This is a genomic window from Bradyrhizobium sp., assembly GCF_016219575.1.
GTDB lineage: Bacteria > Pseudomonadota > Alphaproteobacteria > Rhizobiales > Xanthobacteraceae > Bradyrhizobium.
In genome coordinates this window covers 1,076,332-1,102,270 of the sequence record NZ_JACRMG010000009.1, presented here as the reverse complement: position 1 = coordinate 1,102,270, position 25,939 = coordinate 1,076,332, and the positions used below count along the sequence as shown (strand labels likewise).

Annotated in this window: 22 protein-coding genes and 1 pseudogene; 13 read left to right on the top strand and 10 right to left on the bottom strand. The window is 61.4% G+C overall.

Annotated elements, in window-relative coordinates:
• The first annotated feature begins 106 nt into the window (after positions 1 to 106).
• The 6 genes from bamA to lpxB all read left to right on the top strand — a co-directional run bounded on the left by bamA (position 107) and on the right by lpxB (position 7,212).
• Positions 107 to 2,677 (top strand): outer membrane protein assembly factor BamA, encoded by a 2,571-nt coding sequence (bamA, locus tag HZB49_RS10310; RefSeq protein ID WP_291610749.1) that lies wholly within the window; start codon positions 107 to 109, stop codon positions 2,675 to 2,677.
• 129 nt (positions 2,678 to 2,806) lie between these two features.
• Positions 2,807 to 3,874, top strand: a complete 1,068-nt coding sequence (lpxD, locus tag HZB49_RS10305; protein WP_291610748.1) for a UDP-3-O-(3-hydroxymyristoyl)glucosamine N-acyltransferase — start codon at positions 2,807 to 2,809, stop codon at positions 3,872 to 3,874.
• Complete coding sequence (gene fabZ / locus HZB49_RS10300; RefSeq protein ID WP_291610746.1) at positions 3,874 to 4,332, top strand: 3-hydroxyacyl-ACP dehydratase FabZ; 459 nt, start codon at positions 3,874 to 3,876, stop codon at positions 4,330 to 4,332. The genes lpxD and fabZ overlap by 1 nt, the downstream gene beginning before the upstream one ends.
• A gap of 5 nt (positions 4,333 to 4,337) precedes the next feature.
• Complete coding sequence (lpxA, locus tag HZB49_RS10295; protein WP_291611177.1) at positions 4,338 to 5,144, top strand: acyl-ACP--UDP-N-acetylglucosamine O-acyltransferase; 807 nt, start codon at positions 4,338 to 4,340, stop codon at positions 5,142 to 5,144.
• 20 nt (positions 5,145 to 5,164) lie between these two features.
• Entirely contained in the window at positions 5,165 to 6,022 is an 858-nt protein-coding gene (gene lpxI, locus HZB49_RS10290; RefSeq protein WP_291610744.1) for a UDP-2,3-diacylglucosamine diphosphatase LpxI, read from the top strand.
• Between the two features lie 5 nt (positions 6,023 to 6,027).
• The gene (gene lpxB / locus HZB49_RS10285; protein WP_291611175.1) at positions 6,028 to 7,212 is read left to right on the top strand and encodes a lipid-A-disaccharide synthase; all 1,185 of its coding nucleotides are present in this window, start codon (positions 6,028 to 6,030) and stop codon (positions 7,210 to 7,212) included.
• A gap of 61 nt (positions 7,213 to 7,273) precedes the next feature.
• Here lpxB and gltA read toward each other — a convergent pair whose 3' ends face one another.
• Both gltA and gltX read right to left on the bottom strand, forming a co-directional pair.
• Positions 7,274 to 8,575, bottom strand: a complete 1,302-nt coding sequence (gene gltA, locus HZB49_RS10280) for a citrate synthase (RefSeq protein WP_291610742.1) — start codon at positions 8,573 to 8,575, stop codon at positions 7,274 to 7,276.
• A gap of 164 nt (positions 8,576 to 8,739) precedes the next feature.
• A complete protein-coding gene (gltX, locus tag HZB49_RS10275) occupies positions 8,740 to 10,161 on the bottom strand; it encodes a glutamate--tRNA ligase (protein WP_291610740.1) in 1,422 nt (473 codons plus the stop codon).
• A 150-nt stretch (positions 10,162 to 10,311) separates the two neighbouring features.
• Between gltX and HZB49_RS10270 the strand changes: the two genes are divergently transcribed.
• Both HZB49_RS10270 and HZB49_RS10265 read left to right on the top strand, forming a co-directional pair.
• Positions 10,312 to 11,994 carry a glutamine--tRNA ligase/YqeY domain fusion protein gene (locus tag HZB49_RS10270; protein WP_291610739.1) on the top strand — a complete coding sequence of 561 codons (1,683 nt, stop codon included), beginning with the start codon at positions 10,312 to 10,314 and terminating at the stop codon, positions 11,992 to 11,994.
• 5 nt (positions 11,995 to 11,999) lie between these two features.
• A complete protein-coding gene (locus HZB49_RS10265) occupies positions 12,000 to 12,392 on the top strand; it encodes a nuclear transport factor 2 family protein (protein ID WP_291610737.1) in 393 nt (130 codons plus the stop codon).
• Between the two features lie 5 nt (positions 12,393 to 12,397).
• Here HZB49_RS10265 and HZB49_RS10260 read toward each other — a convergent pair whose 3' ends face one another.
• Positions 12,398 to 13,381, bottom strand: a complete 984-nt coding sequence (locus HZB49_RS10260) for a DUF4062 domain-containing protein (RefSeq protein ID WP_291610735.1) — start codon at positions 13,379 to 13,381, stop codon at positions 12,398 to 12,400.
• 225 nt (positions 13,382 to 13,606) lie between these two features.
• On the opposite strand from HZB49_RS10260, the pseudogene HZB49_RS10255 reads away from it, so the two are divergent.
• Positions 13,607 to 14,836 (top strand): annotated as a pseudogene (locus tag HZB49_RS10255) (ComEC/Rec2 family competence protein); the annotation flags it as partial.
• A gap of 918 nt (positions 14,837 to 15,754) precedes the next feature.
• Here the strand turns inward: HZB49_RS10255 and HZB49_RS10250 are convergent.
• The 5 genes from HZB49_RS10250 to HZB49_RS10230 form a co-directional block, all read right to left on the bottom strand.
• A complete protein-coding gene (locus HZB49_RS10250; protein WP_291610733.1) occupies positions 15,755 to 16,849 on the bottom strand; it encodes a hypothetical protein in 1,095 nt (364 codons plus the stop codon).
• Between the two features lie 87 nt (positions 16,850 to 16,936).
• Entirely contained in the window at positions 16,937 to 17,965 is a 1,029-nt protein-coding gene (locus tag HZB49_RS10245; RefSeq protein ID WP_291610732.1) for a hypothetical protein, read from the bottom strand.
• A 2-nt stretch (positions 17,966 to 17,967) separates the two neighbouring features.
• Positions 17,968 to 18,732 carry a hypothetical protein gene (locus HZB49_RS10240; protein WP_291610730.1) on the bottom strand — a complete coding sequence of 255 codons (765 nt, stop codon included), beginning with the start codon at positions 18,730 to 18,732 and terminating at the stop codon, positions 17,968 to 17,970.
• A 64-nt stretch (positions 18,733 to 18,796) separates the two neighbouring features.
• The gene (locus HZB49_RS10235) at positions 18,797 to 20,245 is read right to left on the bottom strand and encodes a hypothetical protein (protein ID WP_291610728.1); all 1,449 of its coding nucleotides are present in this window, start codon (positions 20,243 to 20,245) and stop codon (positions 18,797 to 18,799) included.
• An 18-nt stretch (positions 20,246 to 20,263) separates the two neighbouring features.
• A complete protein-coding gene (locus HZB49_RS10230; RefSeq protein ID WP_291610726.1) occupies positions 20,264 to 20,989 on the bottom strand; it encodes a thermonuclease family protein in 726 nt (241 codons plus the stop codon).
• Positions 20,990 to 21,398: 409 nt separating this feature from the next.
• Here HZB49_RS10230 and HZB49_RS10225 point away from each other — a divergent pair, with 409 nt between their 5' ends.
• The 3 genes from HZB49_RS10225 to HZB49_RS10215 are packed head-to-tail and all read left to right on the top strand — an operon-like array spanning position 21,399 to position 23,170.
• Positions 21,399 to 22,235, top strand: coding sequence for a TIGR04255 family protein (locus HZB49_RS10225; protein WP_291610724.1), 837 nt, complete (start codon positions 21,399 to 21,401; stop codon positions 22,233 to 22,235).
• Positions 22,232 to 22,726, top strand: a complete 495-nt coding sequence (locus HZB49_RS10220) for a hypothetical protein (protein WP_291610722.1) — start codon at positions 22,232 to 22,234, stop codon at positions 22,724 to 22,726. Before HZB49_RS10225 ends, HZB49_RS10220 begins: the two co-directional genes overlap by 4 nt.
• An 18-nt stretch (positions 22,727 to 22,744) precedes the next feature.
• Positions 22,745 to 23,170: a hypothetical protein gene (locus HZB49_RS10215; protein WP_291610720.1), complete on the top strand. Its 426-nt coding sequence runs from the start codon at positions 22,745 to 22,747 to the stop codon at positions 23,168 to 23,170.
• A 31-nt stretch (positions 23,171 to 23,201) separates the two neighbouring features.
• Here the strand turns inward: HZB49_RS10215 and HZB49_RS10210 are convergent, their stop codons facing one another.
• On the bottom strand, positions 23,202 to 23,666 hold the full coding sequence (locus HZB49_RS10210; RefSeq protein ID WP_291610718.1) for a hypothetical protein: 465 nt from the start codon (positions 23,664 to 23,666) through the stop codon (positions 23,202 to 23,204).
• Between the two features lie 505 nt (positions 23,667 to 24,171).
• Positions 24,172 to 24,987 carry an HIRAN domain-containing protein gene (locus tag HZB49_RS10205; RefSeq protein WP_291610717.1) on the bottom strand — a complete coding sequence of 272 codons (816 nt, stop codon included), beginning with the start codon at positions 24,985 to 24,987 and terminating at the stop codon, positions 24,172 to 24,174.
• Between the two features lie 339 nt (positions 24,988 to 25,326).
• On the opposite strand from HZB49_RS10205, the gene HZB49_RS10200 reads away from it, so the two are divergent.
• The gene (locus HZB49_RS10200; protein WP_291610715.1) at positions 25,327 to 25,848 is read left to right on the top strand and encodes a hypothetical protein; all 522 of its coding nucleotides are present in this window, start codon (positions 25,327 to 25,329) and stop codon (positions 25,846 to 25,848) included.
• Positions 25,849 to 25,939: the final 91 nt, after the last annotated feature.

The following is a 25,939-nucleotide window of genomic DNA, read 5'->3' as shown; positions in this document are numbered from 1 at the left end:
GTTTGCCCCTCCGGCAAAATTGGCTACAAGCAGGGCAACAGGTTGGGAATCTGCCGGTCCCTTGGGGTCGTGGGGCCGGTACCGGAATGACGAGGGCGCTTAGCGCATGAAGTTTGGAATGCGAGTACGGGGGGGCGTGTTGGCCGCCCTGATCATGTTCGCCGTGCCGGTTGCCGCCACGCTGATGACGCTTGCCTCGTCGCCAGCGGCCGCCCAGACGGTTGCCTCGATCGTGGTGGAGGGTAACCGCCGCGTCGAGGTCGAAACCATCCGCTCCTATTTCCGCCCCGGTCCCGGCGGCCGTCTCGGCCAGGCCCAGATCGACGACGGCCTCAAGGCATTGATCGAAACCGGCCTGTTCCGCGACGTGCGCATCAATACGCAGGGCGGCCGGATCATCGTCACCGTGGTGGAGAACCCGGTGATCGGCCGCATCGCCTTCGAGGGCAACAAGAAGGTCAAGGACGAGCAGCTCTCGACCGAAATCCAGTCCAAGCCGCGCGGCACGTTCTCGCGCCCGACGGTGCAGTCGGACGCGCAGCGCATCGCCGAAATCTATCGCCGTTCCGGCCGCTACGACGTTCGCGTCAACCCCGAGGTCATTGAGCAGCCGAACAACCGCGTCGACCTCGTCTTCACGATCGTCGAGGGCTCCAAGACCGGCGTGCGCTCGATCGAGTTCGTGGGCAACGTCGCCTATTCCTCCTATCGCCTGCGTGACATCATCAAGACGCGCGAGTCCAATCTCCTCAGCTTCCTCGGCGGCGCCGACGTCTACGATCCCGACCGCGTCGAGGCCGACCGCGACCTGATCCGCCGATTCTACCTCAAGAACGGCTATGCCGACGTGCAGGTGGTCGCTGCGCTGACCGAGTACGATCCGGAGAAGAAGGGCTTTCTGGTCACCTTCAAGATCGAGGAAGGCCAGCAGTATCGCGTCGCTTCCGTCAACTACGTCTCCTCGATCGCGAATTTCGACGCCAATGTCCTGCGCACCTATTCGCGCGTCAACGTCGGCGGCACCTACAACGCCGAGGCGCTCGAGAAGTCGATCGAGGAAATGCAGATCGAGGCATCGCGCCGCGGCTACGCCTTCGCAGTGGTGCGTCCGCGCGGCGACCGCAATTTCGAGGCGCATACGGTGTCGATCACCTTCGCGGTCGACGAAGGCCCGCGCACCTACATCGAGCGCATCAACATCCGCGGCAACACCCGCACCCGCGACTACGTGATCCGCCGCGAGTTCGATCTGTCCGAAGGCGACGCCTACAACCGCGCGCTGGTGGATCGTGCCGAGCGACGCCTGAAGAACCTCGATTTCTTCAAGAGCGTGAGAATCGTCACCGAGCCCGGCTCGTCGAGCGACCGCGTGATCCTGATCGTCGACCTCGAAGAGAAGTCTACCGGCGACTTCTCGGTGTCAGGCGGCTATTCCACGACCGACGGCGCGCTTGCCGAGGTCAGCATCTCCGAGCGCAACTTCCTGGGGCGAGGCCTCTACGCCAAGGCGGCGGTGACCTACGGCCAGTACGCGCGCGGCTACACGCTGTCATTCGTCGAGCCTTATCTGCTCGACTACCGCGTGGCGCTCGGTCTCGACCTCTACCAGCGCCAGCAATTGGCCAACAGCTACATCTCGTATGGAACCAAGACGTTCGGCTTCAGCCCGCGCCTCGGCTTCAGCCTGCGCGAGGATTTGGCTCTGCAGCTGCGTTACTCGATCTACCAGCAGCAAATCCAGCTACCGTCCGCGCTGCAGAATTGTAACAACGACGTCAATAACCCAACGATGGCGTTCAACCCGACTCCGGCTTTCGTGAACTCGGTCGGCCAATGGCCAAACGGAACGGTTAATGGCGTCACGGACGCCTCGGGAGGCATGGGCCTGTGGTGCTACTTCGACGGCGAAGCCTCGCTGCCGGTGCGCAAGGAGCTGCAGAGCGGCAAGGTGTTGACCTCGGCGGTCGGCTACTCGCTGAATTACAACACGCTCGACAACAACAAGAATCCGACCGACGGCCTGCTGATCGACTTGCGGCAGGACTTCGCCGGCATCGGCGGCGACGTCACCTATCTGAAGACCGTGGGCGACCTGAAGTATTACACCCCGCTGGTCTCCGATATCGTCGGATTGATCCATCTGCAGGGCGGCGTGCTCACCAAGGTTGGCTCCGACCTGCGCATGCTCGACCACTTCCAGATGGGACCGAACCTCGTGCGCGGCTTTGCGCCGAACGGCATCGGCCCGCGCTCGATCAATCCGTTCACCTCGAATGACGCGCTTGGCGGCACCAAATACTGGGGCGCCTCGTTGGAATTGCAGATGCCGTTCTGGTTCCTGCCCAAGGAAGTTGGCTTGAAGGGCTCGGTCTATGCCGACGCCGGCGGCTTGTATGACTATCAGGGGCCGACGACCTGGACTTACACCGGTGAAGTTACGACGCCGCAGAATTCGAACTGCATCCGTCCGACCCTGCCGGGCGTATTGCCTGCCAATCCCGGCACCTGTACCGGACTGGTCTATGACGACAGCCGGGTCGTCCGCAGCTCGGTCGGCGTGGGCTTGATCTGGGCCTCGCCGTTCGGCCCGCTGCGTTTCGACTATGCCGTGCCGCTCTCCAAGGGTCAGTTCGACCGCGTGCAGCAGTTCAAGTTCGGCGGCGGTACGTCTTTCTAAGAGGACTTTGGTGTGATTGGGTACGCCCGCGCAAGCGGGCGTGCCAGGTAACCGCGGCCGGGACGCGGGCTCTAAAGCCCCGGGAGCGGGGCTCTGGGACGGCCATTTTGCCGGACCGCGACGGGTGATATGGCGCAGCCGACATTCTTCCAAAAACCTTCTCCGACCACGCTGGCGGAAGTCGCCGAGCTGGCGAAGGCGACGCTTGCCGACCCTGCGCATGGCGGCCTGGAGATCAGGGGGCTGGCTTCGCTCGACGAAGCAGGTCCCAGACATCTGACGTTCTTCGATAACCTCAAATATGCCGACCAGCTCGCGGCCACCAAGGCCGGTGCCTGCCTCGTCAGCGACCGCTTTGCCGCACGCGTGCCGGCCCATGTCGCGGTGCTGAAGGCCGCCCAGCCGTTCCGCGCATTCGTCAGGATCGCGCGGCAATGGCACGGCGATACGCTGCGCCCGCAATCCTGGGTCGGCAATGAGGGCATCGCATCGTCGGCGATCATCGATCCTACGGCGCGCCTGGAAGACGGCGTCGTGGTCGACCCGCTGGCGGTGATCGGGCCCGGCGTCGAGATCGGCACGGGCACCGTGATCGGAGCGGCCGCCGTGATCGGCCCCGGCGTGAAGATCGGCCGCGACTGCAATGTCGGCCCGCACTCGGCCGTCCAGGCCGCCCTGATCGGCAACAACGTGCTGATCCATCCCGGCTGCAGCATCGGGCAGGACGGCTACGGCTTCATCTTTTTCGGTCCCGAGGGGCATCTGAAGGTGCCGCAGACCGGCCGCGTCCTGATCCAGAACGACGTCGAGGTCGGCGCAGGCACCACCATCGATCGCGGCAGCCTGCGTGACACTGTGATCGGCGAGGGCACCAAAATCGACAATCAAGTCCAGATCGGCCACAATGTGACCATCGGCAGGCATTGCCTGCTCGCGGCCCAGATCGGGCTCGCCGGCAGCCTGACGATTGGCGACAACGTGGCGCTTGGCGCCAAGGTGGGGATCAACAACCACTTGAAGATCGGCGACGGAGCCCAGGTCACGGCGATGAGCGCGGTGAAGGATGATATTCCCCCCAACGGGCGTTGGGGCGGTCATTTCGCCAAGCCGACCAAGCAGTGGTTCCGGGAGATCGTCGCGGTCGAGCGCCTGGTGCGCGACGGCTCGGCCGATCCGAAGGGCGAGGGGAAGGAGTGATGGAGGAAGCAGCGGTCAGATTCGACGTCGTCAGTATCGAGGACATCCTCAAGACGCTGCCGCATCGCTACCCGATGTTGCTGATCGACCGGGTGATCAACATCCGGACCGACTACAGCGGCATCGGCATCAAGAACGTCACGTTCAACGAGCCGTGCTTTCTCGGCCATTTTCCCGATCGGCCGGTGTATCCCGGCGTGATGATGATCGAGGCCATGGCGCAGACCGCCGGCGTCATCGGCATCAAGTCGGTGACCGGCACTGAAAAGCCCCGCGCGGTGTATTTCCTCACCATCGACAAGTGCAAGTTCCGCAAACCGGTGATGCCCGGCGACACCATCGAGTACCACATGCGCTCGATCGGGCGGCGCAAGGCGATGTGGTGGTTCCACGGCGATGCCAAGGTCAACGGACAGGTCGTGGCGGAAGCCGATGTCGGCGCGATGCTGACCGACTGATGACGATGAAGAAGATCGATCCGACCGCGCGTATCGAGGACGGCGCCGTGATCGGCGACGGCTCTGCGATCGGGCCCTATTGCGTGATCGGCCCAAACGTCGTGATCGGTGCCGATTGCGTCCTGACCTCGCATGTCTCCGTCAGCGGGCACACGACGGTGGGCGCCAATTGCACGATCTCGCCCTTTGCCGCCCTTGGCGGCCCGCCGCAGGATCTCAGCTATAAGGGCGAGCCGACCCGCCTGGAGATCGGCAATGGCTGCACCATCCGCGAAGGCGTGACGATGAACGTCGGCACGGTGAAGGGCGGCGGGCTGACGCGCGTCGGCGACCGCGGGTTTTTCATGAACAACAGCCATGTCGGGCACGACTGCACGGTCGGCAACGACGCGATCTTCGCGACGTCGGCCACGCTCGGCGGCCACTGCGAGATCGGCGATTTCGTCTACATCGGCGGGCTGTCAGCGGTGCATCAGTTCACCCGGATCGGGCCGCAGGTCATGGTCGGCGGCCTCTCGGGTGTGCGCGGCGACGTCATTCCGTTCGGCCTCGTCAACGGTCAGTATGCGGCGCTCGAAGGCCTCAACGTCATCGGCATGAAACGCCGCAAGTTCACCAAGCAACGTCTCGCCACCGTGCGCGGATTCTATCAAAAGCTGTTTCACGGCCCCGGCATCTTTGCCGAGCGCCTCGAGGCCGTGCAGCCGATGGCAGCGGAAGATCCAGCGATTGCGGAAATCCTGACCTTCATCGCCGAAGCCAAGCACCGCGCGCTGTGCCTGCCGGCCGATAGCGGCAATCGACAGCCATAAACAGGGGACAGCCGCAGGCCATGACATCAGCGGCCAGCAACCTCTCTTCGCCGGTGGGCGTGATCGCGGGCGGCGGCGCCATGCCATTCGCGGTTGCGGATTCGCTGGCCGCGCGCGGGATCGCCGCGGTGATCTTTGCGCTGAAGGGTGCCTGCGATCCGGCGGGCGCCGCGCGCTTCCGGCATCACTGGATTTCCGTCGGCCAGATCGGCAAGGCCACAAGACTGTTTCGCAGCGAAGGCTGCCGCGACCTGATCTTCATCGGCAGCCTGGCGCGCCCGGCGCTGTCGGATATCAGGCTCGACTGGGGCACACTGCGCGTGATGGGCCATGTAGTCGCGGCCTTCCGCGGCGGCGACGATCATCTGCTGTCCGGCATCGGGCGCATCTTCGAGAAGGACGGCTTTCGCATGGTCGGCGTCAAGGAGGCCGCGCCCGATCTGCTGATGCCCAGGGGATGCATCACCCGCGCGGCGCCCGATGCGGCTGCGACGGCCGATATCGCGCGGGGCAGGGAGGTGCTGACCGCGCTCGGACCGTTTGACATCGGCCAGGCGGCGGTCGTGATCGACGGCCATGTGGTAGCGGTCGAGGACATCGAGGGCACCGACGGGCTGCTGGCGCGCGTCGCGCGCTTGCGGGAAGGAGGACGGATCCGCGCCAAAGCGGGCCGTGGCGTGCTGGTGAAGGGTCCCAAGAGCGGCCAGGATTTGCGCTACGACCTTCCGACCGTCGGTCCGCGAACGATCGAGGCGGCCGCAGGCGCAGGGCTTGCCGGTGTTGCGGTGGCCGCCGAAAACACCATTGCGGCCGAACCGCAGGCCATGATCGAGGCCGCCGACAAGGCCGGCCTGTTCGTCACCGGGATCGCCACGTGAGCACGGTGCGCGCGAACCCCGGCGCCGGGCGGAAGATTTTCCTGATCGCGACCGAGGAATCCGGTGACCGCCTCGGTGCCAATCTGATGAAGGTGCTGCGTCAGCGCCTTGGCGGCGCGGTGCGGTTCGAGGGCGTCGGCGGCCGCGCCATGGCGATCGAGGGGCTGAGCTCGCGCTTTCCCATCGAGGAATTGTCGATCATCGGGCTTGCCGCCGTGGTCAGGCAGTTGCCGGCGATCATGCGGCGTATCCGCGAAACGGCGGACGCCGTGATCGCGGCGGCGCCCGACATCCTCGTCGTCATCGACAGTCCCGACTTCACCCATCGCGTGGCCAAACGCGTGCGCGCCAAGGCGCCGCACATCCCCATCGTCGACTATGTTTCTCCCACGGTGTGGGCTTGGCGGCCGGGCCGGGCGCGCGCGATGAAGCCCTATATCGATCACGTGCTGGCGCTGTTGCCGTTCGAGCCGGATACCTATGAGGAGCTGCACGGTCCCCCCTGCAGCTATGTCGGCCATCCCCTGACCGAGCAGGTCGGCCAGCTTCGTCCCAACGCGGAGGAGCAGAAGCGGCGCGAGGAAAAGCCCCCGGTGCTCCTGATCCTGCCGGGCAGCCGTCGCAGCGAAATCAAGCACCACATGACCGCTTTCGGCATGACGCTGACCAAGCTCCAGTCGGAAGGCGTCGCGTTCGAGGCGGTGCTGCCGACCATGCCGCATCTCGAGGAAGCGATCACGGCCGCCCTGAAGTACTGGAAGGTGCAGCCGCGCGTCGTCATCGGCGAGGAGGAGAAGCGCGCCGCCTTCCGCATCGCGCACGCCGCGCTCGCCAAATCTGGCACGGTGACGCTGGAGCTTGCGCTTGCCGGCGTGCCGATGGTGGCGGCCTATCGAACCGGCGCGATGGAGGCCTTCATCCTGCGCCGGGCGATCCGGGTGAACTCGGTGATCCTGGCCAATCTCGTGGTTGGCGAGAATGTCGTGCCGGAATTCCTGCAGGAGAACTGCCGCTCGGAAAAACTGCTGCCGGCGCTGCGCGAGGTGCTCGGCGACACGCCGCTGCGGCGCAAGCAGCTCGAGGCGTTCGCCCGCATCGATTCCATCATGTCTACCGGCAACCAGCCGCCGAGCGTCCGCGCCGCGGAGATCGTGCTGGCGACGATGCGCAAGGCACGCGCGCCCGGCTGAAAAGGAAAAAGCCGGACGCGGCGACCGCGTCCGGCTTTCGGGTTTGCGATTGCGGCAGCGGTTACTTCCGCTTGTCCATCGCGACGTAGTCGCGGCGGGCGACGCCGGTGTAGAGCTGGCGCGGACGGCCGATCTTCTGGTGCGGATCCTCGATCATCTCGCTCCACTGGCTGATCCAGCCGACGGTGCGGGCGACCGCGAACAGCACGGTGAACATCGAGACCGGGAAGCCCATCGCCTTCAGCGTGATGCCCGAATAGAAGTCGACGTTCGGATAGAGCTTGCGCTCGATGAAGTACTGGTCGGAGAGCGCGATCTTTTCGAGTTCCAGCGCGACTTTCAGCATCGGATCGTCGCCGTGGCCGGTTTCCTTCAGCACGGCGTGACACATCTTCTGCATGATGCGGGCGCGCGGATCGTAGTTCTTGTAGACGCGGTGACCGAAGCCCATCAGGCGGACTTCCGAGTTCTTGTCCTTCACCTTCTTGATGAATTCCGGAATCTTGTCGACCGTTCCGATCTCGGCCAGCATTGCCAGCGCCGCTTCGTTGGCGCCGCCATGCGCCGGGCCCCACAGGCAGGCGATGCCGGCGGCGATGCAGGCGAACGGGTTGGCGCCGGAGGAGCCGGCGATGCGCACCGTCGAGGTCGAGGCGTTCTGCTCGTGGTCGGCGTGCAGGATGAAGATCTTGTCCAGGGCGTCGGCGAGCACCGGATTGATCTTGTACTCCTCGCAGGGCACCGCGAAGCACATGTGCAGGAAGTTCTCGGCAAAGGTGAGCGAGTTCTTCGGATACATGAAGGGCTGGCCGACGGTGTACTTGTAGGCCATCGAGGCCAGCGTCGGGATCTTCGCGATCATCCGCATCGAGGCGATCATGCGCTGCTGCGGATCGTTGATGTCGGTGGAGTCGTGGTAGAAGGCGGCCAGTGCGCCGACGCAGCCGACCATGACCGCCATCGGATGGGCGTCACGGCGGAAGCCCTGGAAGAAGCGGGCCATCTGCTCGTGCACCATGGTATGCTTGGTCACGCGCGAGTCGAAATCCAGCTTCTGCGCCTTGGTCGGCAGTTCCCCGTACAGCAGCAGGTAGCAGGTTTCCAGGAAGTCGCCGTGCTCGGCGAGTTGCTCGATCGGGTAGCCGCGGTATTCGAGAACGCCGGCATCGCCGTCGATGTAGGTGATCTTGGACTGACAGCTTCCGGTCGAGGTGAAGCCGGGGTCGTAGGTGAACATGCCCGCCTGGGCGTAGAGCTTGGCGATGTCGATCACATCGGGCCCAACGGTGCCGCTCAGGATCGGGAAATCGTAGGTCTTGTTGCCGACCGTAAGGGTCGCGGTCTTGTTGGATTTGGCGTCCATCGTCGTAGTCCCCGATGAAATCGTTGCGAAATCAGGCTGGTTGGATGCTTTCTCCAGGGAGAGAGCGAGCAAGGGCCTGATTGTCTAGAAGGCGGCGCAAGATGGGTATCTTATTGCCCTGTGCGCTGCAAGATGGACGCAGGTAGGGGGTCCCTGAGCGTTTTCTAGGCCGCCTGATCGCCCAGCCGGGCGAGGCATTCCTCGCGTCCCAATACCGCCAGAACCTCGAAGATGCCCGGCGAAGTCGTGCGTCCCGTCAGCGCTGCCCGCAGCGGCTGGGCAACTGCGCCGAGCTTGAGGTTATTCTGTTCCGCGAAATTCCGCATGGCGGCTTCGGTCGTTTCCGCGCTCCAGGGCGAAACCGCCTCCAGCACGCCGCGCAGCCGTCCGACAAGCGCGCGGTTCTCCGCCGTCAGCAGCGCTTGCGCCTTTGCCTCGATCTCCAGCGGCCGGTCGGCGAAGATGAAATAGGAGCCGGCGATCAGCTCGAGCAGCGTCTTGGCGCGTTCCTTCAGGCTCGGCATCGCCTGCAAGAGTTGCGCGCGGGTGGTGTCGTTGAGTTTTGCCTTCAGCGCAGCCCCCTCGGGGACGTGGTCCAGCACATCCTCGAACATGCTTACCAAGGTCTTGTCGTCGCTCTGGCGGATGTAGTGGCCGTTGAGGTTTTCCAGCTTGGCGAAATCGAAGCGGGCGGCCGAGCGGCCGATGCCGGAGAGATCGAAGGCCTCGATCATCTCCTGGGTGGAGAATATCTCCTGGTCGCCATGGCTCCAGCCGAGCCGCACCAGATAGTTGCGCAGCGCCGCCGGCAGATAGCCCATGGCGCGGTAGGCTTCGACGCCGAGCGCGCCGTGGCGTTTCGAGAGCTTTGCGCCGTCCGGACCGTGGATCAGCGGGATGTGCGACATGCTGGGAATGGTCCAGCCCTTCGCGTCGTAGATCTGTTTCTGACGGGCGGCGTTGATCAGATGGTCGTCGCCGCGGATCACATGGGTGACGCCCATGTCGTGGTCGTCGACGACGACGGCGAGCATGTAGGTCGGGTTGCCGTCGCCGCGCAGCAGCACGAGGTCGTCGAGGTTCTCGTTCTGCCAGACCACGCGGCCCTGCACCTGGTCCTCGATCACGGTCTCGCCGGTCTGCGGCGCCTTGAGGCGGATGGTCGGCTTGATGCCCGACGGGGCGGTCGCGGGATCGCGGTCGCGCCACATTCCGTCATAGAGCCGGGTGCGGCCCTCGGCGCGCGCCTTCTCGCGCATGGCGGCGAGCTCTTCCGCCGTGGCGTAACACCGGTAGGCCTTGCCTTCGGCGAGCAGCTGCTCGGCGACCTCGCGGTGGCGAGCGGCGCGGCTGAACTGGTAGATGACGTCGCCGTCCCAATCCAGCTCCAGCCATTTCAGCCCGTCCAGGATCGCCGCGATGGCGGCCTCGGTCGAGCGCTCGCGGTCGGTGTCCTCGATTCGCAGCAGCATCTTGCCGCCGTGCTTCCTGGCGTAGAGCCAGTTGAACAGCGCGGTGCGCGCCCCTCCGATGTGGAGGAAGCCGGTCGGCGAGGGGGCGAAGCGGGTAACGATGGAATCGGTCATGATCTGGCGGAAAGGGCTGGAAACGGCGGTGGTGTATAGCAGGAACACGGCATAAACAAAGCCCAACCGGCAGGCCAGCCAGCCGCCAAGGAGGCTTGGCGGGCGGGGGCGAATTTGGCAGAAGGGCCGCCAGCAATCAGGAACATCTTGATGACGACAGAGCCGGTGACATCAGAGGCGGGGCGCGACTTCATCCGCGACATCATCCAGGCCGACCTCGACTCGAAGAGGCATAGCCGGATCGTGACCCGATTCCCGCCGGAGCCGAACGGCTACCTGCATATCGGCCACGCCAAGTCGATCGCGCTCAATTTCGGCATCGCCCAGGAATTTGCCGGCAAGTGCCACCTGCGCTTCGACGACACCAATCCGACCAAGGAGGAGCAGGAATACATCGATTCCATCCAGGCAGACGTGCGCTGGCTCGGCTTCGACTGGGGCGACAACCTGTTCTACGCCTCCGACTATTTCGAGCGGCTCTACGAGTGGGCGGAAGGCCTGATCAAGGCCGGGCTCGCCTATGTCGACGACCAGTCGCAGGAGGATATCCGTATCAACCGCGGCACCCTGACCGAGCCTGGCCGGAACTCGCCGTTCCGGGAGCGGCCGGTGGACGAGAATCTCGACCTGTTCCGCCGCATGCGGGCGGGCGAATTCCAGAACGGTGCACGCGTGCTGCGGGCCAAGATCGACATGGCCGCGGGCAATATCAATTTGCGCGACCCCGTGCTCTACCGCATCCTGCATGCGCATCATCCGCGCACAGGCGACAAATGGTGCATCTATCCGAGCTACGACTACGCCCATGGCCAGTCGGACGCCATCGAAGGCATCACGCATTCGATCTGCACACTGGAATTCGAGGATCACCGGCCGCTCTACGACTGGCTCCTGGACAAGCTGCCGGTGCCGTCGCACCCGCATCAGTATGAATTCGCGCGGCTGAACCTCACCTACACGCTGCTCTCCAAGCGCGTGCTGACGCAGCTCGTGCGCGACGGCCATGTCGCGGGCTGGGACGATCCGCGCATGCCGACCATCGCCGGCCTGAAGCGCCGCGGCGTGCCGCCGGCGGCGATCCGCGAATTCGTCAAGCGCATCGGTGTGGCAAAAGCCAACAGCGTAGTCGATGTCGGCATGCTCGAATTCTGCATCCGCGAGCATCTCAACAAGAGCGCGCTGCGCCGCATGGCCGTGCTGCGCCCGCTCAAGGTCGTGATCGAGAACTATCCGGAAGGCCAGGTCGAGGAGCTCGAGGCGGTCAATCACCCCGACGACCCCTCGGCCGGGACGCGCAAGATCAGGTTCGGCCGCGAGCTCTATATCGAGCAGGACGATTTTATGGAGAATCCGCCGAAGAAGTTCTTCCGGCTTTCTCCGGGCAATGAGGTGCGGCTGCGCTACGCCTATTTCATCAGGTGCCGGGAGGCGATCAAGAACGTCGCCGGCGAGATCGTCGAGCTGCGCTGCACCTACGATCCCGCCACCAAGGGCGGCAACGCCCCCGACGGCCGCAAGGTCAAGGCCACCATGCACTGGCTCTCCGCGCAGGACTCGGTCCCGGCAGAGATCCGCATCTACAACCAGCTGTTCGCCAGGCCCAACCCGGACGCCGGTAGCTTCGCCGCCGACCTCAATCCGCAGTCGCTGGAAATCCTGAAGGATGCGCGGGTCGAGCCCGCGATTGCGCAGGGCAACTCGCCCGAGCCGGTGCAGTTCGAGCGCCAGGGCTATTTTGCCCGCGACAAGGATTCCACCGCCGATCGGCCGGTGTTCAACCGCACTATCGGCCTGCGCGACACCTTTGCCAAGGAAGTCGGCGGGAAGGGCTGAGCGAGATGGGAAGCGCGGCCGACGACATCGCCGCCGGGATCATCGCAAAATGGTCGGCGGCGTTCGCGAGACTCGACGCCGATGCGCTGTCCGCGCTCTATTCGAAGAGCGCGCTGTTCTACGGCTCGAACCCGACGCTCTATCGCGGCCGCGACGGGGTGAAGTCCTATTTCACGGCGCTGCCGCACTGGGATGCGCGCAACGTTCAATTCACCGATGTGTCGACGGCGGCAGCCGGCTCTGAAGTCGTCAACATGGCCGGCACCGCGAATTTTTCCGTCGACGGCACGGGCCTCACGGTGAAGATCACCTGGGTCATCGTCCGCGAGGACGGCGACTGGAAGATCGTCAGTCACCACGTCTCGTCCAAAGCGGCGCTGATCGACCAGGTGCGGTAGCATCACTAAGGGGCGACTTGCTTTCGAATTGCCTTTTGCTCCGCATAATAGCGCCTTCCTTTGTCAGTCAACGACCAAGCCGTCGAATAATGCCCGTCGCCGCTGTCTCGTGAAAACGGGAGAATCAAGCCGAGGGCCTCAAGTTGATTCCGGAGGAGCGCGACGCTGTCGTCATGACAATTGATCTCATTTTTCGGATTCAGGGTATCTGAAGAAGACAATGCAGCCCTGGCAATGGCAAACCGAATGATCCGCTGATAGGGCTCAGGCAACAACGCATCATAAAGAGCAACAAACATTTGACCAATGCCGACCTCGCGCGTTTGCTCTTGGCCATTGATCATAAGCTTCAAAACAAGTTTGTCGTCTGGACCCAACAAATTTGGGTCGAACACAAGCTGCTCGCCATTAATTCGAGCAAGTTGCTCCTTCAGCCCTGCATTCTCAATTCGTAGTCGCTCTGCTTCTTGCAAGACCTTAGGGTCGATGGCTTGGTCGCCACGAACCCACCCATGTCCGGGCTGCAACATTGTGGCATTGTTCGCCGAAACGACTACATTCATACATAAATCGTTGGCGTCGGTCCAAAATTGCACAATGCGGCTCGTCCTGAGTCGAGTTCGAAAATTTTCCAACCGCGATTTCTGTGCTGGATCGGTATCGGTCTTTTCCGCGGGAATCTTCCCAGGATCCTTGTGAAGGAAAGCCAGCACAGGAATATTTCTTGAAACCGCATACTCGTACTCTTTTTCGGTGAAACTCTTATCGTCATCGAGCGAGCCATATCGGGCACCCACGATGACGACATAATAGTCGCAGCGATCGATAACCTTCTTGATGAACTCAAGCTGTTGGAGGCTTGTGGCTGGAAACAGCTCCATGCCGGCCGGGATAAAGCCAGCCTTGGCCAAGGTGTCACTTACCTTTCTGCGTTCTTCTTCAAGATCGGCAAAAGTAGAGCTTACAAAAACCTGATAAACCTTATCCATAACTTCCCCCGGAACAATTCTAAGTCCATCTCCCGATACACGCTGAAGGAAGGACGATACCACTAACCAACCGGACGGTGTATGGATGGCCTATATTCATGTGTGCACCCCGTGCGGATTGTCGGCACGCAGCGTTCGCCTCCTCGACTTTCCCCATCCGTTCCGCTTTCTGCGCCATTCGCCTTCCGGTAGCCTTGTGGCCGCAACGGGATCACAGGGTGTTGCGTGGCCGAGCAGGGTGAGACGCCGGGCGGCAGGCGGGGCTATGCCGGGACGTGGCCGCCGCGCGCGCCTGCTGCGCAGGCTGGCGGTTATGCGCCATCAGGGTTTCGCGCGTGGTCATCCCTTGTCGAAACGCTGCGCAGCTGGGCGCGGGCGGAAGCGGGCGCCGGGCGGCTGCTGCCCTGGGTGCCGGTGGCATTCGGCACGGGCATCGCCTTCTATTTTGCCGCCGATCACGAGCCGGTGCTGCCGGTCGCTGTCACCGTCGCCATCGCGCTGTGCGCGGCGGCGGTCCTGTTGCGGCGGCACAAGGTCTTTCCCGTTGCGGTGATGCTGGCGGCGGCCGCGGCGGGCTTTGCGACGGCGACCTGGAAGACGGCGCGCGTGGCGCATGGTGTGCTGGCGCGGCCGATTTATGCGGTGGCGCTGACGGGGTTTGTCGAGACGCGCGACATCCGCGAGCGCACCGACCGCTTCGTGCTGCGGGTGGTCTCGATGGAGAGCCCGCGCAAGGAGATCAGGCTGGAGCGGGTGCGGCTGTCGGTGAAGAAGGGCACGGCGCCTGCAGTCGGCAGCTTCGTCGAATTGAAGGCGCGGCTGCTGCCGCCGATGTCGCCGAGCCGGCCGGGCAGCTACGATTTCGGCCGCGACATGTACTTTCAGCGCATCGGCGCCTCCGGCTTCGTGATGGGGTCGATCAAGGCAGCCGAGCCGCCCGACAGCGGCGGCATCGCGCTGCGCTACTCGGCCGTGATGCAGGGCCTACGCGATGCCATCGACAAGCGCATCGGCAACGTGCTGGAGGGCGACAAGCGGGCGATCGCCACTGCGCTGTTGACCGGCCGGCGCGACGCCATCTCCGCGCCAGTCAACGATGCCATGTTCATCTCCGGCCTTGGCCATGTCTTGTCGATCTCCGGCTATCACATGGCCGTCGTCGCCGGCATCGTGTTCTTCGCAATCCGCGCGCTGCTCGCGCTGGCACCGGCGCTGACCGTGTCCTTCCCGATCAAGAAATGGTCGGCCGCCGGCGCGCTGCTCGCTGCCGCGTTCTACCTGCTGCTGTCGGGCGCGGAAGTGGCGACGCAGCGCTCGTTCTTCATGACGGCGGTGGTGCTGATCGCGGTCATGGTCGACCGCCGCGCCATCACTTTCCGGACGCTGGCGGTCGCAGCCCTGATTGTGCTGGCGATGGCGCCAGAGGCGCTGGTGCATCCGAGTTTCCAGATGTCGTAGGCGACATTCTCCCTAGGGCTTTCTCGGGTAAAAAAGGCTCGGGAAACCAAGGCGTTAGAAACAATTCGCTGGCGCGTGGCACGACCGGAAAGCGAACAAATCGAGGGATAATCCCGGAAAAGCCGGCAAAATGTCCCGGGGAAAGTCCCGGGCGGGTCAATCTTGTTCCTCCGTCGTTCTCACCTCCGTTTTGGAGGTCCGCCGAAACATTCATTGTTTGCGGCCTTGCTCGGCGCACGGCTTACGCTGATTTGTCGAAATCTTGTTCCGCAAGTGTCGGTTCCGGAGCCGGCCGATGAGTCCTATCGAGACGGCGGACGACTATCGCGGCTTCGTCGCCCAGCTTAATCCGGATTGGCGCGTCGTAGAGTGCCGAGATCGGATACAGTGGGTTCTCCAGCGCCGCGGTTCGCCAAAAAAGTCGCGTGGAGACGATTGGCGGGGTCGCAGTTACTGCCGGACCTCCCAAGCGCTAATCCGCTCTGCGCGAGAGCACGCTGGCGTCGTTAGCCCAGCTGCCGCCACCATCCTGGGAGCGCTGCCGACACGCATTGAAGCCGATAATCTCAATTGCCGGCGAGAGCCGTCTCAACGACGTCTTCACGAACATGGAGGATGACCACTGAATGCGAGCGGGCTCGATCATCCCAAGGGCGGGTCCAAAAAATGCGCTGGTCGGAGAAGTCACAACAGCGGCGGACCATCATCAACGCTGCGAAATCTCTGGGGGCGCGACCAGACAAGGTTCGGCGTTACCAACCGGAAAGCTGGTGAGATAAAAAATGACGCGAACGATTAGACTTGCAGGACGAAGTCGCATTTGCATGCGTTTGATACGCCGATCGACGGCTTCAACAACATGACAGCTGTTGCGTTATTGGTTGGCCTCATGACCGGAGAGGCTAAATCTGGTGTTCAATTGGCCGGTGTCACAATCTGCCTAGGGCCTGCCTTAGGCGCTAGCGAAGGAGGTCGTGGTTGCTGCGGTTGTTTCGCCAAGGGGCGCGGCTTCGGCAGTATTGGCTCGGCCGCAATACTTGCCGTGGTTTCTTGCGGCACCGACTTGCGCAACCGGATTTCAATACGGCGCCGCTCCGGGACGTTCGCGGGAATGCCCAAGATGGCAAGCGTCTCGTCGGTGTTGACGAGCTGCGCGCCCGATAGCGGGATGAGCTTGTAGCCCGCTAGGAGGGAGCTTTGGCGCAAAACGCTCACAACTGATACCGCGCGAGCGAGGCCTAATCCCGCGTTGTCCGCAGGTACCAGGGTTGCGACGTTGGCCGTACTCTTCAAGACGGCGAGAAGATCTCGATCCAGATTTGATGGGCGCATGCCAATCGGCTGCTCGTCGGTGTGTCCGACCACTTCGATCACGTCGACATTGTACTTCTTGATATACTTGAGTATGTCGTTCGGGGTCTTGCTAATCAGCGTGTTGTGGAAGGCCGGCGAAAGTTCTGCGCTTCCACTCTTGAACGTATAGCCGAGAGCCTCGCTCAGGCCAATGATGGGGGGCCATTGGTGGCCGCTGGGCCCGGCGCCGGTCATTCCCTTTTCGATTGCACTCAGAATATCAACTGTTGAAGGGGGGGGTTGTCCCGGCTTCGCCATCGCACGGTTAATGGCGTTGACGACGTCCACGTCTCGGAGAGCTTTGTCGATGTCAAGGCCGTTCGATCGCAGTTTCTCAAGATCAGTGAGGCGCTCACGAACCTCCTTCACCGACACACCAATTTTCTGAAGATCGGCCATGGCCGTCTGGCTATCGACCAACTCGCGCCAATACTTATCAATCTCCTTCGGATCGGTTAGACCAGAAAAGGCCTGCAGTTTCTCAAGAACGGCGGAGTTTCGACGAAGAGCAGCGACCATGTCACGGTCGCGCTGGTTCTGCTCCTGTTGTTGCAAGAGCTTTTCTTCTGCAGCGACTCGTTTTGATTGCTCCGTTGTTAGAAATGTTGCCATTACAATCAGGAGGCAGAATACCAGGAGCAGCATGATTTCAGCCATGGTGAGCCCGAGGACTAGTCCTTGCCGGTACGATGATCGCTGCTGAATGATTTCGCCATCCAAGGCAGAAGTTGGTTTCATTGGTCCCTACCGGTCTAGCCCGCTTGGACTTGTCGAACCCCAAGGTCCCACGGTGGTCCGCGTCGCCTCGATAGCTCGAAGCTCCTGCATCAGCCTGACCACAGCTGCGCCGACCTGCTGAGTTTGCTGCAGATTGGCCTGAATGACCTCTGCCTGAGTTTCGGCGCTCTTGTTGAAGGAGTTAATGGCACGGGTGAGGGCCGAGATGACCGGCGCGAGCTTGATTTCGATTATTTGGTCGGGCGTCTGCAAGGAAGCAAGCTTCGTCGCTACGTCGTCGATCGCATTGACAATACTCGCGGTGCTTCGTGAGAGCTCTTCGCTTTCGTGCGCCAGGCGCGCGGATACCGTCTCAAGGGTCTCGACTATTCGCTCGTTCATGTCGTCGAGCGTTTCTCCAGACTTCTTTGACGCCTCTTCGAGAGGTTTGCCGGCTGCTGCGGCAAACTTCTTTATTTCGCCCGCCAGTCTATCGCTGGTGTCGCCAAGAGTCTCTTTCACTTCATCCAAAGCATCGCTGATCGACTGTTGAGCCATGCGGCGGAAGTAGCTGAACTCTAGTACCGTACTGTCCAGCTCCCGCTTGACCCGCCGTGAGGCTTCCGCGAGTTCAAGACGCGCGGTTGCTTCAACCTCGACAGGATCACGGCGCATCTGATTGAACAAAATGCGAAGGGTGATGCCGGCAATTGTTGAGGCGATCGCAATGCCGAAATTCTGAACAATCTGTTCAGCTGAGCCTTCGGATCGAAATTGATAAAGCGAAACGGCGAGGCTCGTTAGCGTAAACAGGAAGCCCATGTAATATAGATTGTCGCCAGACTGGTCGTCACGAAGCCGGAACAGGCGCGCGACGCCAAGGATCAACGCATAGGTGATCATGATCACGACGGGAACAGTCGTGACGTTGATAGCGCTGAAACCGTGAAATTTCGAGAAAACTATGTAAGCGCTGCCAGCCAGCACGACGGCAAAAAAAAGCAGCCCACTCAGCAAGCCAGGCGGTGATCGGCGAAGAGTTTCCGCGATTGCCACGCCTAGGTTCCCTGAAGCCGTTTGACGTTGACGGTGGAGGCTCGATTGTCCTTCATCCATTCTATCCAGAACTCGGCATGCCTCGTGTTGTTGAGTAAGGGCTGCCCCCTGGACTGGCGGGTCACGTACCGGATAACGACGATTGCGCCATGCAAGTCGGTCCGAAATTTCAGGTAGGCAGGTGATTGCTTATAGCGCTGGAAAGACAGATCGCCGTCCTTCGGGTACTGGCTATAGTCTCGAGTGTACTCAATCATGTCGGAGATGACGGTCAAGGTCTTCTTGGCGTTCTGACTGGCAGCGCTGGAAAACTGCTCAATGGCAATATCCTGAATGGCGGCCATGAGCGGCGAGCTGGTGGCTTTTGCTGAGGCAATGCTGCTTCTTACCGCCTCTGAAGCGGGTTTGCGAAAGCTCTCAATCCATCGCAGCCGCGCTATGCGAGGATTGTCCGTCCACTCGCTCAGGCCCACTCCGTCACCGGGGTTGCACTTTGAAAATAGCGAGCGGCTGCGGGCCCCCGCAATGTCCAGTACTCGAATATCGAGCTTATAGAACGGCGGAAGGGATGCAATCATGTCGTCAAGGATGACTTGGACTTCCCGTCGCGTCGTCTCTGGCAGGTCGTCGGAGGTGTCGACCAGCACCACGCTGATGCCTTGGGGGCCGTCCACCGGGCACAAGCTTTGAGCGTCTAGAGTCAGCCGTTTTGGCGTCGAGAAGTAGAAATAAGCCAGTCCCCCGCCAGCGGCGATGGCCAGCAGCATAAGCAAAATGCCGCCGATACCCGCCCAACCAATCCCCGGCGTATTCCGTTGTCTTGGACGTCTTCTAGCCACCCTTCTTCTCCGGCAGCAGTTCGTCAATTTCGCGATAAGTTTTCACGGCGCTGTCGAAGGCTTCGTGAATGGCGGCAATCTGTTGCTTGAGCAATTCCTGTGTTTCCGCGATCATCTGGCGCAGGTGCTCGCGAGCGGTGGAATCCGGTTCACCACCAGCGTAGACAATGCGCTCCATGCTATAGGTCTTGGAAAAATAACTGGGGGGTGGCGTGGAGCGGGCGCCCCGGTTCGCCTCGCGGTAAATTTCAAGCAAGGCACGGCATGCCTGCTCGATTTGATTTTGGTGTTGGCTGAATCGTTGGGCCAGTCGGCTCCTGCCTTGCAACAGGGAATCGTACTCGCTGCGCCGAACGGAAAGATCACGGGCAGCCGCGTTCATCGCTTCCGTCGAATCTTCCCGGATATCGCGAAGCCTTTCGATAAGCTCACTTCTCGCCTTGGCGAACTGCTTGCTGGCTTCCAGCCAGCGGCGTTCAAGGCCGGCGTAGCCGATATATGGGTCGAAAAACAACAGGCCATCGGCCATTGCGACCAGTGAGAAAATGAAGCCGATACTGAAGAACACCCAAGAATTGATATCGGTGAGGACGTGAGGTGCTGTGAGTAATCGAAGCAAGACTTCTTGGCCGACGTCGCTATCAATCTTGGGCGGAATCTCCCGGAGATGGGCAAGCGTCAGGTTGAGTACGATGGCGAATGCCGCATACCCAAGAAACGACAAGGCGCCGATAAGCTTGAGGAAAAAGTTCCGGCGATTGATCAGGCGTATGAGGACCATGCCGAAGAGGAAGCTCGCGATGATGTTCAGTGCCGCGAATGTGACGGCTTGGACAGCCCCACCGAGTAGACCGCCGACGTTCGCGTTCGCGAGAAAGCTGCCGTTGATTATTACCTCGGTTACGAACATGATGGCGAGAATACCGACCTTGAGGATGAGTTTTCCTGGGCTCGCGAGTCTTGCCGGTCTGTGAAGCCCGTGGCGGGCGCGGAAGTTTTCGCGCTCGATCTCCGATTCATTTAGGCGACGGCGCAACGCAAAAAGCTCGTCACGGCCCACCGTTGCTTCAGCCCGGAAATCTCCGACCGCTTCTGGTGCCGCCTGTTGGATGGTTGCAAAGCGTTCTTCGAAGCTGAGGGCAGTCACTCTCTCGTCGTAAGTGTGGAGGTGGTCCAGGTAAACGGTGTGAGAATCCTGTTTGTGCGCTTCAATTCGTTCGATGGTCTGATGCTCGACGTCATCTAGGGTCTGCGAGTCCGAAGTCGGACGATTCTGGGAGCCACGTTCTCTTCCCCGCGCCACGAGCTGCAATTCGTCAGCGACGCGATCGACGTTCAGGTCCAGGAAGACTGTAGTGGCCGGTCGATAGGGATGCACAGGCTGTTTCAGCAAGCCCAAGATGCGCGCGATAGGAGATTGCCGGGTGCCAGTGGGACTCATGGGAAAACTTGACCTGCTCTAGAGCTTCGACTTGCGGCAGCCGGCTGCAATAGCTTCGGCCTCGCTACAGAACCAGCGACGCGAAGCATTTCGTTGCATATCGAGTCGATCGTAAAAGCGCCCCCCGGGCATGTGATAAATGCATTGGCCCGCACTCTTGAGATTACCCTTAATGGCACAGCTCGGAGCGGGCGGCCGCGCAGCAGCGGCAGAGGAAAGCAACCTGCTTTGCGCCGTGACAGGCACCGCCAGCGCACCGAGGACAACGGTGGCGGAACTCCGGTGCCGCCATTCCCATGGCGCTATGAACGCTCCGCTCCATAGGCCGCGTTTTTGTTCGCGGGCAAAGTCTTCGTCAGCAACGTAAGCGTCGGAATATCGTCGAAAGGCAAGGGCCAAGCCGTTCCGCACCAGCCATCGGGCGATATCTTCTCCGGCTACCGTGCAGGAGCCAAGACGGCGCTGATAAACATCGGTGCCGGTAAGCTCACAGACCCAAGGGCGATTCTGCGCGAAAGCCTCAAGCTTTTCCCTAGCCTCGATCCCGCAATTCCAATCCTTACCAGAGGCATCGATGCAGACCTGGTCTGTCTCCGGAGCGTCGATGCCACTCAGACGTATCTTCGTCGAGCCTGCATAGATCGTATCGGCGTCGACAATCTCAGGAACGGTCCGTAGCGGCTCGGCACGGACCGTATGAACGCTGACCAGACAACACACGATGGCAAAAGCAGCATGCTTCAAAGCAGCCCGTCCCCAAAATCGCCAACCAACTCCGATAGTTAATATTCTATTACACTTTCCCGGCGAGCGATATCAAAGCGCAATCTGCAGCAAACTGCGGACGGTCTTATGGTTAATTTGGATGCGGTTGCCGGAGGGGTGCCGGAACCCGGCAAGACGTGGATTCCAGCGACCGACCAGGGTAAACCGAAACTGCCGATGAGTCCGTCCGATGCGAACGTACTGAAATTCCCGCTTCCTAGGTCAATATCACGTCAACCGAATGATGAGCAGAGCACGGCAACAATTCCGCTAAAAACCAGTCAAATTCGTGCGATTCGGACGATGGCAAGCGGCTCCCAGCCTTGAAGGGCTTTCTTAAGCGCCATATGGTTCGCTGATGCAAACCCGAGCTGAGTCCAAAGCCGACATGATTAACGGACGGCCGGCAGACCTTCCCGAGTTTGGGGCGCCTCCGCTGACCGAGGTCGCGATCGGGGCACAATTTGACGTGATTCCCGGCTTCATGACGCCCCACCTCGGGCTCGTCTGGCAGCCTTTCCGGGACCAATTTCCCCTCCTTGAGGAAGCTTCGGCGCTGCCGCCGGTGTTCGAGACGTTCGGGTCGAACCCGCAATTCGTACCAGGCATCAGCTTTCAGCTTTCGATGGCGCCGGAAGCGCCGCGCGTGTTTTTCATCAACCAGGCGCGGTCAGAATTGCTGCAGGTCCAGAGGGACCGATTCCTGCACAACTGGCGGAAGGTCGGGCAGGCCGACAACTATCCGCGATTCGAGCGGATGCTCGATACATTCACGTCCAGCTTTGCCACCTTTTCGAAGACAATTTCCGCAGCGGGGCTCGGGCCGATCATTCCGAATCAATGCGAGGTTACCTATATCAACCAGATGCCCGTGCCGCCGGGCAGCAATCTGTCTGATCTGACCGACGATTTGTTCGGGCAGCACACCGGCAGTCTTGCACTCGGCGACCTCGGCAAGCCGGAGGATCTCCGCTTCCTGCTGCGCTATGTCATGCGGGATGCGGAAGGCAAGCCGATCGGCCGCCTGATCGCTTCGGCCGAGCCGGCGCGCCGAGCGGACGGCCAGACGATCGTGCAATTGACGCTGACTGCCCGCGGCAGGCCAAGCTCGCCCGACGAGAAGGGGATCGTCGATTTCCTGAAGCGCGGCCGCATCAGCGTGGTGAAGGGTTTTGCCCACCTAACCGGGCCAAAAATGCACAAGCTTTGGGAGAGAACGCAATGAGTTCGATGGCCCTGCGCACGATCGATGACGAGTGGTATCAGTCCGTCAATCCGGTCAACGAACTCGTGCGGTCGAGCATCAAACCGGTCGTGGTTACGCGTCCGCAGCTGAGCTCGCCGAGCGTCGTTCATCGATCGAGCTGGGCGCGGCCGACGGTAGATCGATTGATAGCGATCGCTCCCTTGCGCGACAATTGGGATCAGCGCGGATCTGCGGCCGTGCGCGCCGACGTGCTGTCGTTTGCCTGGCAGCTGCTTGTCCAGATCATGCCGGAGGACGGCGCCGCGCCCGTGGCAGTGCCGCTCGGCAATGGCGGGATTCAGCTGGAGTGGAGTTCGAACCGCGGTGATCTCGAAATCGAGATCGCGCGGCCGTTCGAAATCTCGGCGCTGTTTTTCCAGCAACGAAACGGCGACGAGGTTGAAATCCCGATTCAGACGGAGACCTGGGACCAGTTGGCCGAGGTCATCCGAGAGAACTTCCGTAGCTGAGCCGGCGTTTGCGCGATCATGCCGTCCGCGCCCCCTCGCGACGCAAACGGCAAGATCACGCCGCACGATCACCCCGAAATTTTGGATGATGACTATGTGTTAAGGCACATCGTGCCGCCTCACGATCTTCATCCCGATCCCGAAAAAAAGATGACGCGAGTGTCGTCCGGCGCATACTCGGAATCTAGCGACGGTGGCATGTCGGTCGACATCCTGCGCTGGATGGCGGAGGATGGGCTCAATGCCGAGCACTACCTTGCGGACGAGACTGTCGGAGCCACCAGAATACAGGTCAGGAGTCTTCGCGCGATGGGCCTGAAGGTCGGTTGGGACCCTGATGGCGGCCATCCTCACCATGGTGCCGTCTGGGGGATCAAGCAGACACACAGACGTAAGATCGCAAAGCTGGCCGTTACCGTTCGAAAGGCCGAAGGAGAGACTTAGCGGCGTAGGAGCATTTTGCCTATCGCAGCGCTCAATCGCGGCAAACCGCGGAACCGCCTTGTCGCCATTGTTCGCATCGAGCGGCGCCACAAGCCACGTTGGCCAAATAGCCTTCCTGAGTAGGTAAAGTTCCTTGTGTTGGCAGTGGGGGTGATCCGTTGATCCGGTAGCGGCCGCTCCCATCGCAGAGGAAGCTAAAACGCGCTCGCTTTCCCCGAATTGCTTCGTCTCCGCGAATTATCACCACCATCAGTTCCGCGCCGACAATTTGGCCGCGCTCTCCCCGCATGATTGTGATCGAGTTCTTGTCATAAGCGTAAATCGTGCCATCCAGATTTGGTGGGACGTTGACGCTGTTCCAATTCTCTCTCTGTTTCTGAGGCAGGTCTTTTTTGGACTCGTTTGAAGGTTCCGAATTGCTTTGGTGCTGCGGTGCTACGATTGCGAGGGCGACCAACAGCGCCAGTATCCCCAGAAGCTTTAAAATAGTCGCCACTTCGGGCCTCCCCGTCCTGGTGATCGGGGAGTTGGAAAGCCTCGGTTAGGAGAGCCGCATGCGCCTTTAGGCTTTCGCCCTGTACATACGCACATGCCTCCCCGACCATATGGTCGAGGAGTGCTTTGACGGCGCACTTGTGCCGCCTAACCGAAGGGGTTTCCACGCCCCGAAACGGCTTTGACCGCTTCGATTCCACTATAACAGCAGGTATGCCAAAAGAAAAACGGCCCGATCTGGCAATTTGAGATTTCGAGCAACGGTCCCCCCTCTCGACAACGACAAGCCCGCTCTGCAGAAAGGCGAGTCGCGCGGCCTGGTACAGCAGCGCCATCAAGGAGAAGTTCGTCACCGGCCCCAATCGCGAGCTACAGCCGCTGATCACCGGCAGCACGCGCACCGTCGCGATGACGATAACGCATGCGGGCATCGTGCGGGTGTGGCGGTTCAGCTTCAGAGTTTCCTGACCATACGGATCGGCAAATGGTTGATCCCGCCAGAACAGCTAAAGCCAGCCGTTGGTTCTACCGGCCGCCTGCAACTTTTCCAGCGCGGTCCTTTCGATCTCATTGAATGGGCCGGATCGGCTGACCATTCGGAGCGTTGCATTCAGCACCTGCGCGAAGTTATCCTTATCCTTCGAAACGATGTTGGCCGCACGGACGAAGGCCCGGCGCGGGACGATCAATCCCTGTGCTGTCCCTAACAACTTTTCGATCAGGAAAGCGTCCCGCTCATAGCCAGCAGAGTGCAGGCGCAGAAAGATATACTCGGCTTGGACCGCCAATTCTTCGGCCGACAAGTCGTCATCCGACCTCGCTATGTGAGCCAGAACTCGCAGGCCGTCGATGCAGAGGTCCGACGCCCTGCGCTCCCGTTCCTTTTCGCGGGCCTCGGCGACCTTGTCGCGCTTTGGCTTTGGCTCCTTGATGACCGACGCGGCCCGCTCGCGAGTGGGGTTTGCAACAGTGAGGGTCAGCCCGACGAAGCGCGCTCGCACGAAGAACCATCCAGTTGTCTCAATGCGGTCCACGGCGCAATCAACGACCTTTCCCTCGTCCATCGCTTTCCCCACCCAATGATGGCGATTGGGTATGTAACCAAGATGCCTTCCGCTGTGTTTGACGGCGACGGCAAGCCCGCTCTCGCTGTGGGGATTGTCGGGCTCGCGCACAAGGCTCAGCACCGTCCCGGGCCGGAGGCCTTTGCAGTACTTTCCGCGATTCGTCCCGTCGGGGCCGGTGTATCTCAGCCCTGCGATCCAGCTCGGATAGCTGCGCGTGCGCAAGTCAGGGAGACTGATGGCGGCCCACAGACGCATAAGAACTCCCCAGCCCCGGCAATTGATGGGGTTTCTACCATAACTTGCGCGACTTCCGAACATCTCTAACGCGATGCCCGCTTCGACAACGGCCCGATCTACCTGACGTCTTCGGCGGCAGCGCCACGATGTAGTCGGCGGCATCCCGTAGCGTGACCACCGTCTTCTCGCCGACCTGGATGGGATCGTCGAAGGATCGTCGCCATCCGTCATTACTCATGTGATCTTGACTTCTTCTTCGTTATCGACGAAGTAATAGGCCTGAACCGTGCAGAGGGCGAAACCCAAAGCACTAACTCGGCGGAAGCCGAGACCACCTCCCTGAAACGGAGCACGCTCATGCGAGCATATTCTCCCTTTTTTCAAACGCTTCACGATGAGACCGGCCCGGTGGGGTCACTCGGTCGCGGGACGCACTATTCCATTCTGCGCGCCACAGTGTTCCACGATGAGCTGGCGCAACCCTTAGAAGTGGCAAAGTTCCTGGATTTCGCCGTGATCTGGGATGAAGATCACGATGAACGCGTAATGATGCCCATCGAGCGGCTCTATCGCTCTGGCGATTTGTCCTCCTTCATCATGTTCGGCGAGCGCAAGGGGATTTTTTCTTGCGAGGTTGCCGGAAAGTTCAACGGTGTGCGATTGCCGTCTGCTCAGGCTGCCGTCGAGGCGGCATGTGCAAACATTGGGGGCGACTATTGGCCCCATGAAATCTCTTTCGCCAGGAGCTATGGCAGCAGCATCATTGGCGATGATGATCGTAAGGTGGACCTGTACCTGAAGACGATCAAAATGCTCTGGAAGCTCGGTCTGAAGCAGATCGTAGAACCGAAAACCCCAGAGCAGGAGTTACCTGCCTGAGGCATGTGCCCCACATTTTCGTTCGGCCGCACATCCCGATCTACCGCGCAGCGCCGGGCCGTCGCCAACGCGCGGCGGCTTTGCTCGCGCA

What these genes read in the sequence shown, in the direction of transcription:
- bamA (WP_291610749.1), top strand. Translation starts at nt 107, where the DNA reads ATGAAGTTTGGAATGCGAGTACGGGGGGGCGTGTTGGCCGCCCTGATC.
- lpxD (WP_291610748.1), top strand. Translation starts at nt 2,807, where the DNA reads ATGGCGCAGCCGACATTCTTCCAAAAACCTTCTCCGACCACGCTGGCG.
- fabZ (WP_291610746.1), top strand. Translation starts at nt 3,874, where the DNA reads ATGGAGGAAGCAGCGGTCAGATTCGACGTCGTCAGTATCGAGGACATC.
- lpxA (WP_291611177.1), top strand. Translation starts at nt 4,338, where the DNA reads ATGAAGAAGATCGATCCGACCGCGCGTATCGAGGACGGCGCCGTGATC.
- lpxI (WP_291610744.1), top strand. Translation starts at nt 5,165, where the DNA reads ATGACATCAGCGGCCAGCAACCTCTCTTCGCCGGTGGGCGTGATCGCG.
- gltA (WP_291610742.1), bottom strand. Translation starts at nt 8,575, where the DNA reads ATGGACGCCAAATCCAACAAGACCGCGACCCTTACGGTCGGCAACAAG.
- gltX (WP_291610740.1), bottom strand. Translation starts at nt 10,161, where the DNA reads ATGACCGATTCCATCGTTACCCGCTTCGCCCCCTCGCCGACCGGCTTC.
- HZB49_RS10270 (WP_291610739.1), top strand. Translation starts at nt 10,312, where the DNA reads ATGACGACAGAGCCGGTGACATCAGAGGCGGGGCGCGACTTCATCCGC.
- HZB49_RS10265 (WP_291610737.1), top strand. Translation starts at nt 12,000, where the DNA reads ATGGGAAGCGCGGCCGACGACATCGCCGCCGGGATCATCGCAAAATGG.
- HZB49_RS10260 (WP_291610735.1), bottom strand. Translation starts at nt 13,381, where the DNA reads ATGGATAAGGTTTATCAGGTTTTTGTAAGCTCTACTTTTGCCGATCTT.
- HZB49_RS10250 (WP_291610733.1), bottom strand. Translation starts at nt 16,849, where the DNA reads ATGGCTGAAATCATGCTGCTCCTGGTATTCTGCCTCCTGATTGTAATG.
- HZB49_RS10240 (WP_291610730.1), bottom strand. Translation starts at nt 18,732, where the DNA reads ATGCTGCTGGCCATCGCCGCTGGCGGGGGACTGGCTTATTTCTACTTC.
- HZB49_RS10235 (WP_291610728.1), bottom strand. Translation starts at nt 20,245, where the DNA reads ATGAGTCCCACTGGCACCCGGCAATCTCCTATCGCGCGCATCTTGGGC.
- HZB49_RS10225 (WP_291610724.1), top strand. Translation starts at nt 21,399, where the DNA reads ATGATTAACGGACGGCCGGCAGACCTTCCCGAGTTTGGGGCGCCTCCG.
- HZB49_RS10220 (WP_291610722.1), top strand. Translation starts at nt 22,232, where the DNA reads ATGAGTTCGATGGCCCTGCGCACGATCGATGACGAGTGGTATCAGTCC.
- HZB49_RS10215 (WP_291610720.1), top strand. Translation starts at nt 22,745, where the DNA reads ATGCCGTCCGCGCCCCCTCGCGACGCAAACGGCAAGATCACGCCGCAC.
- HZB49_RS10205 (WP_291610717.1), bottom strand. Translation starts at nt 24,987, where the DNA reads ATGCGTCTGTGGGCCGCCATCAGTCTCCCTGACTTGCGCACGCGCAGC.
- HZB49_RS10200 (WP_291610715.1), top strand. Translation starts at nt 25,327, where the DNA reads ATGCGAGCATATTCTCCCTTTTTTCAAACGCTTCACGATGAGACCGGC.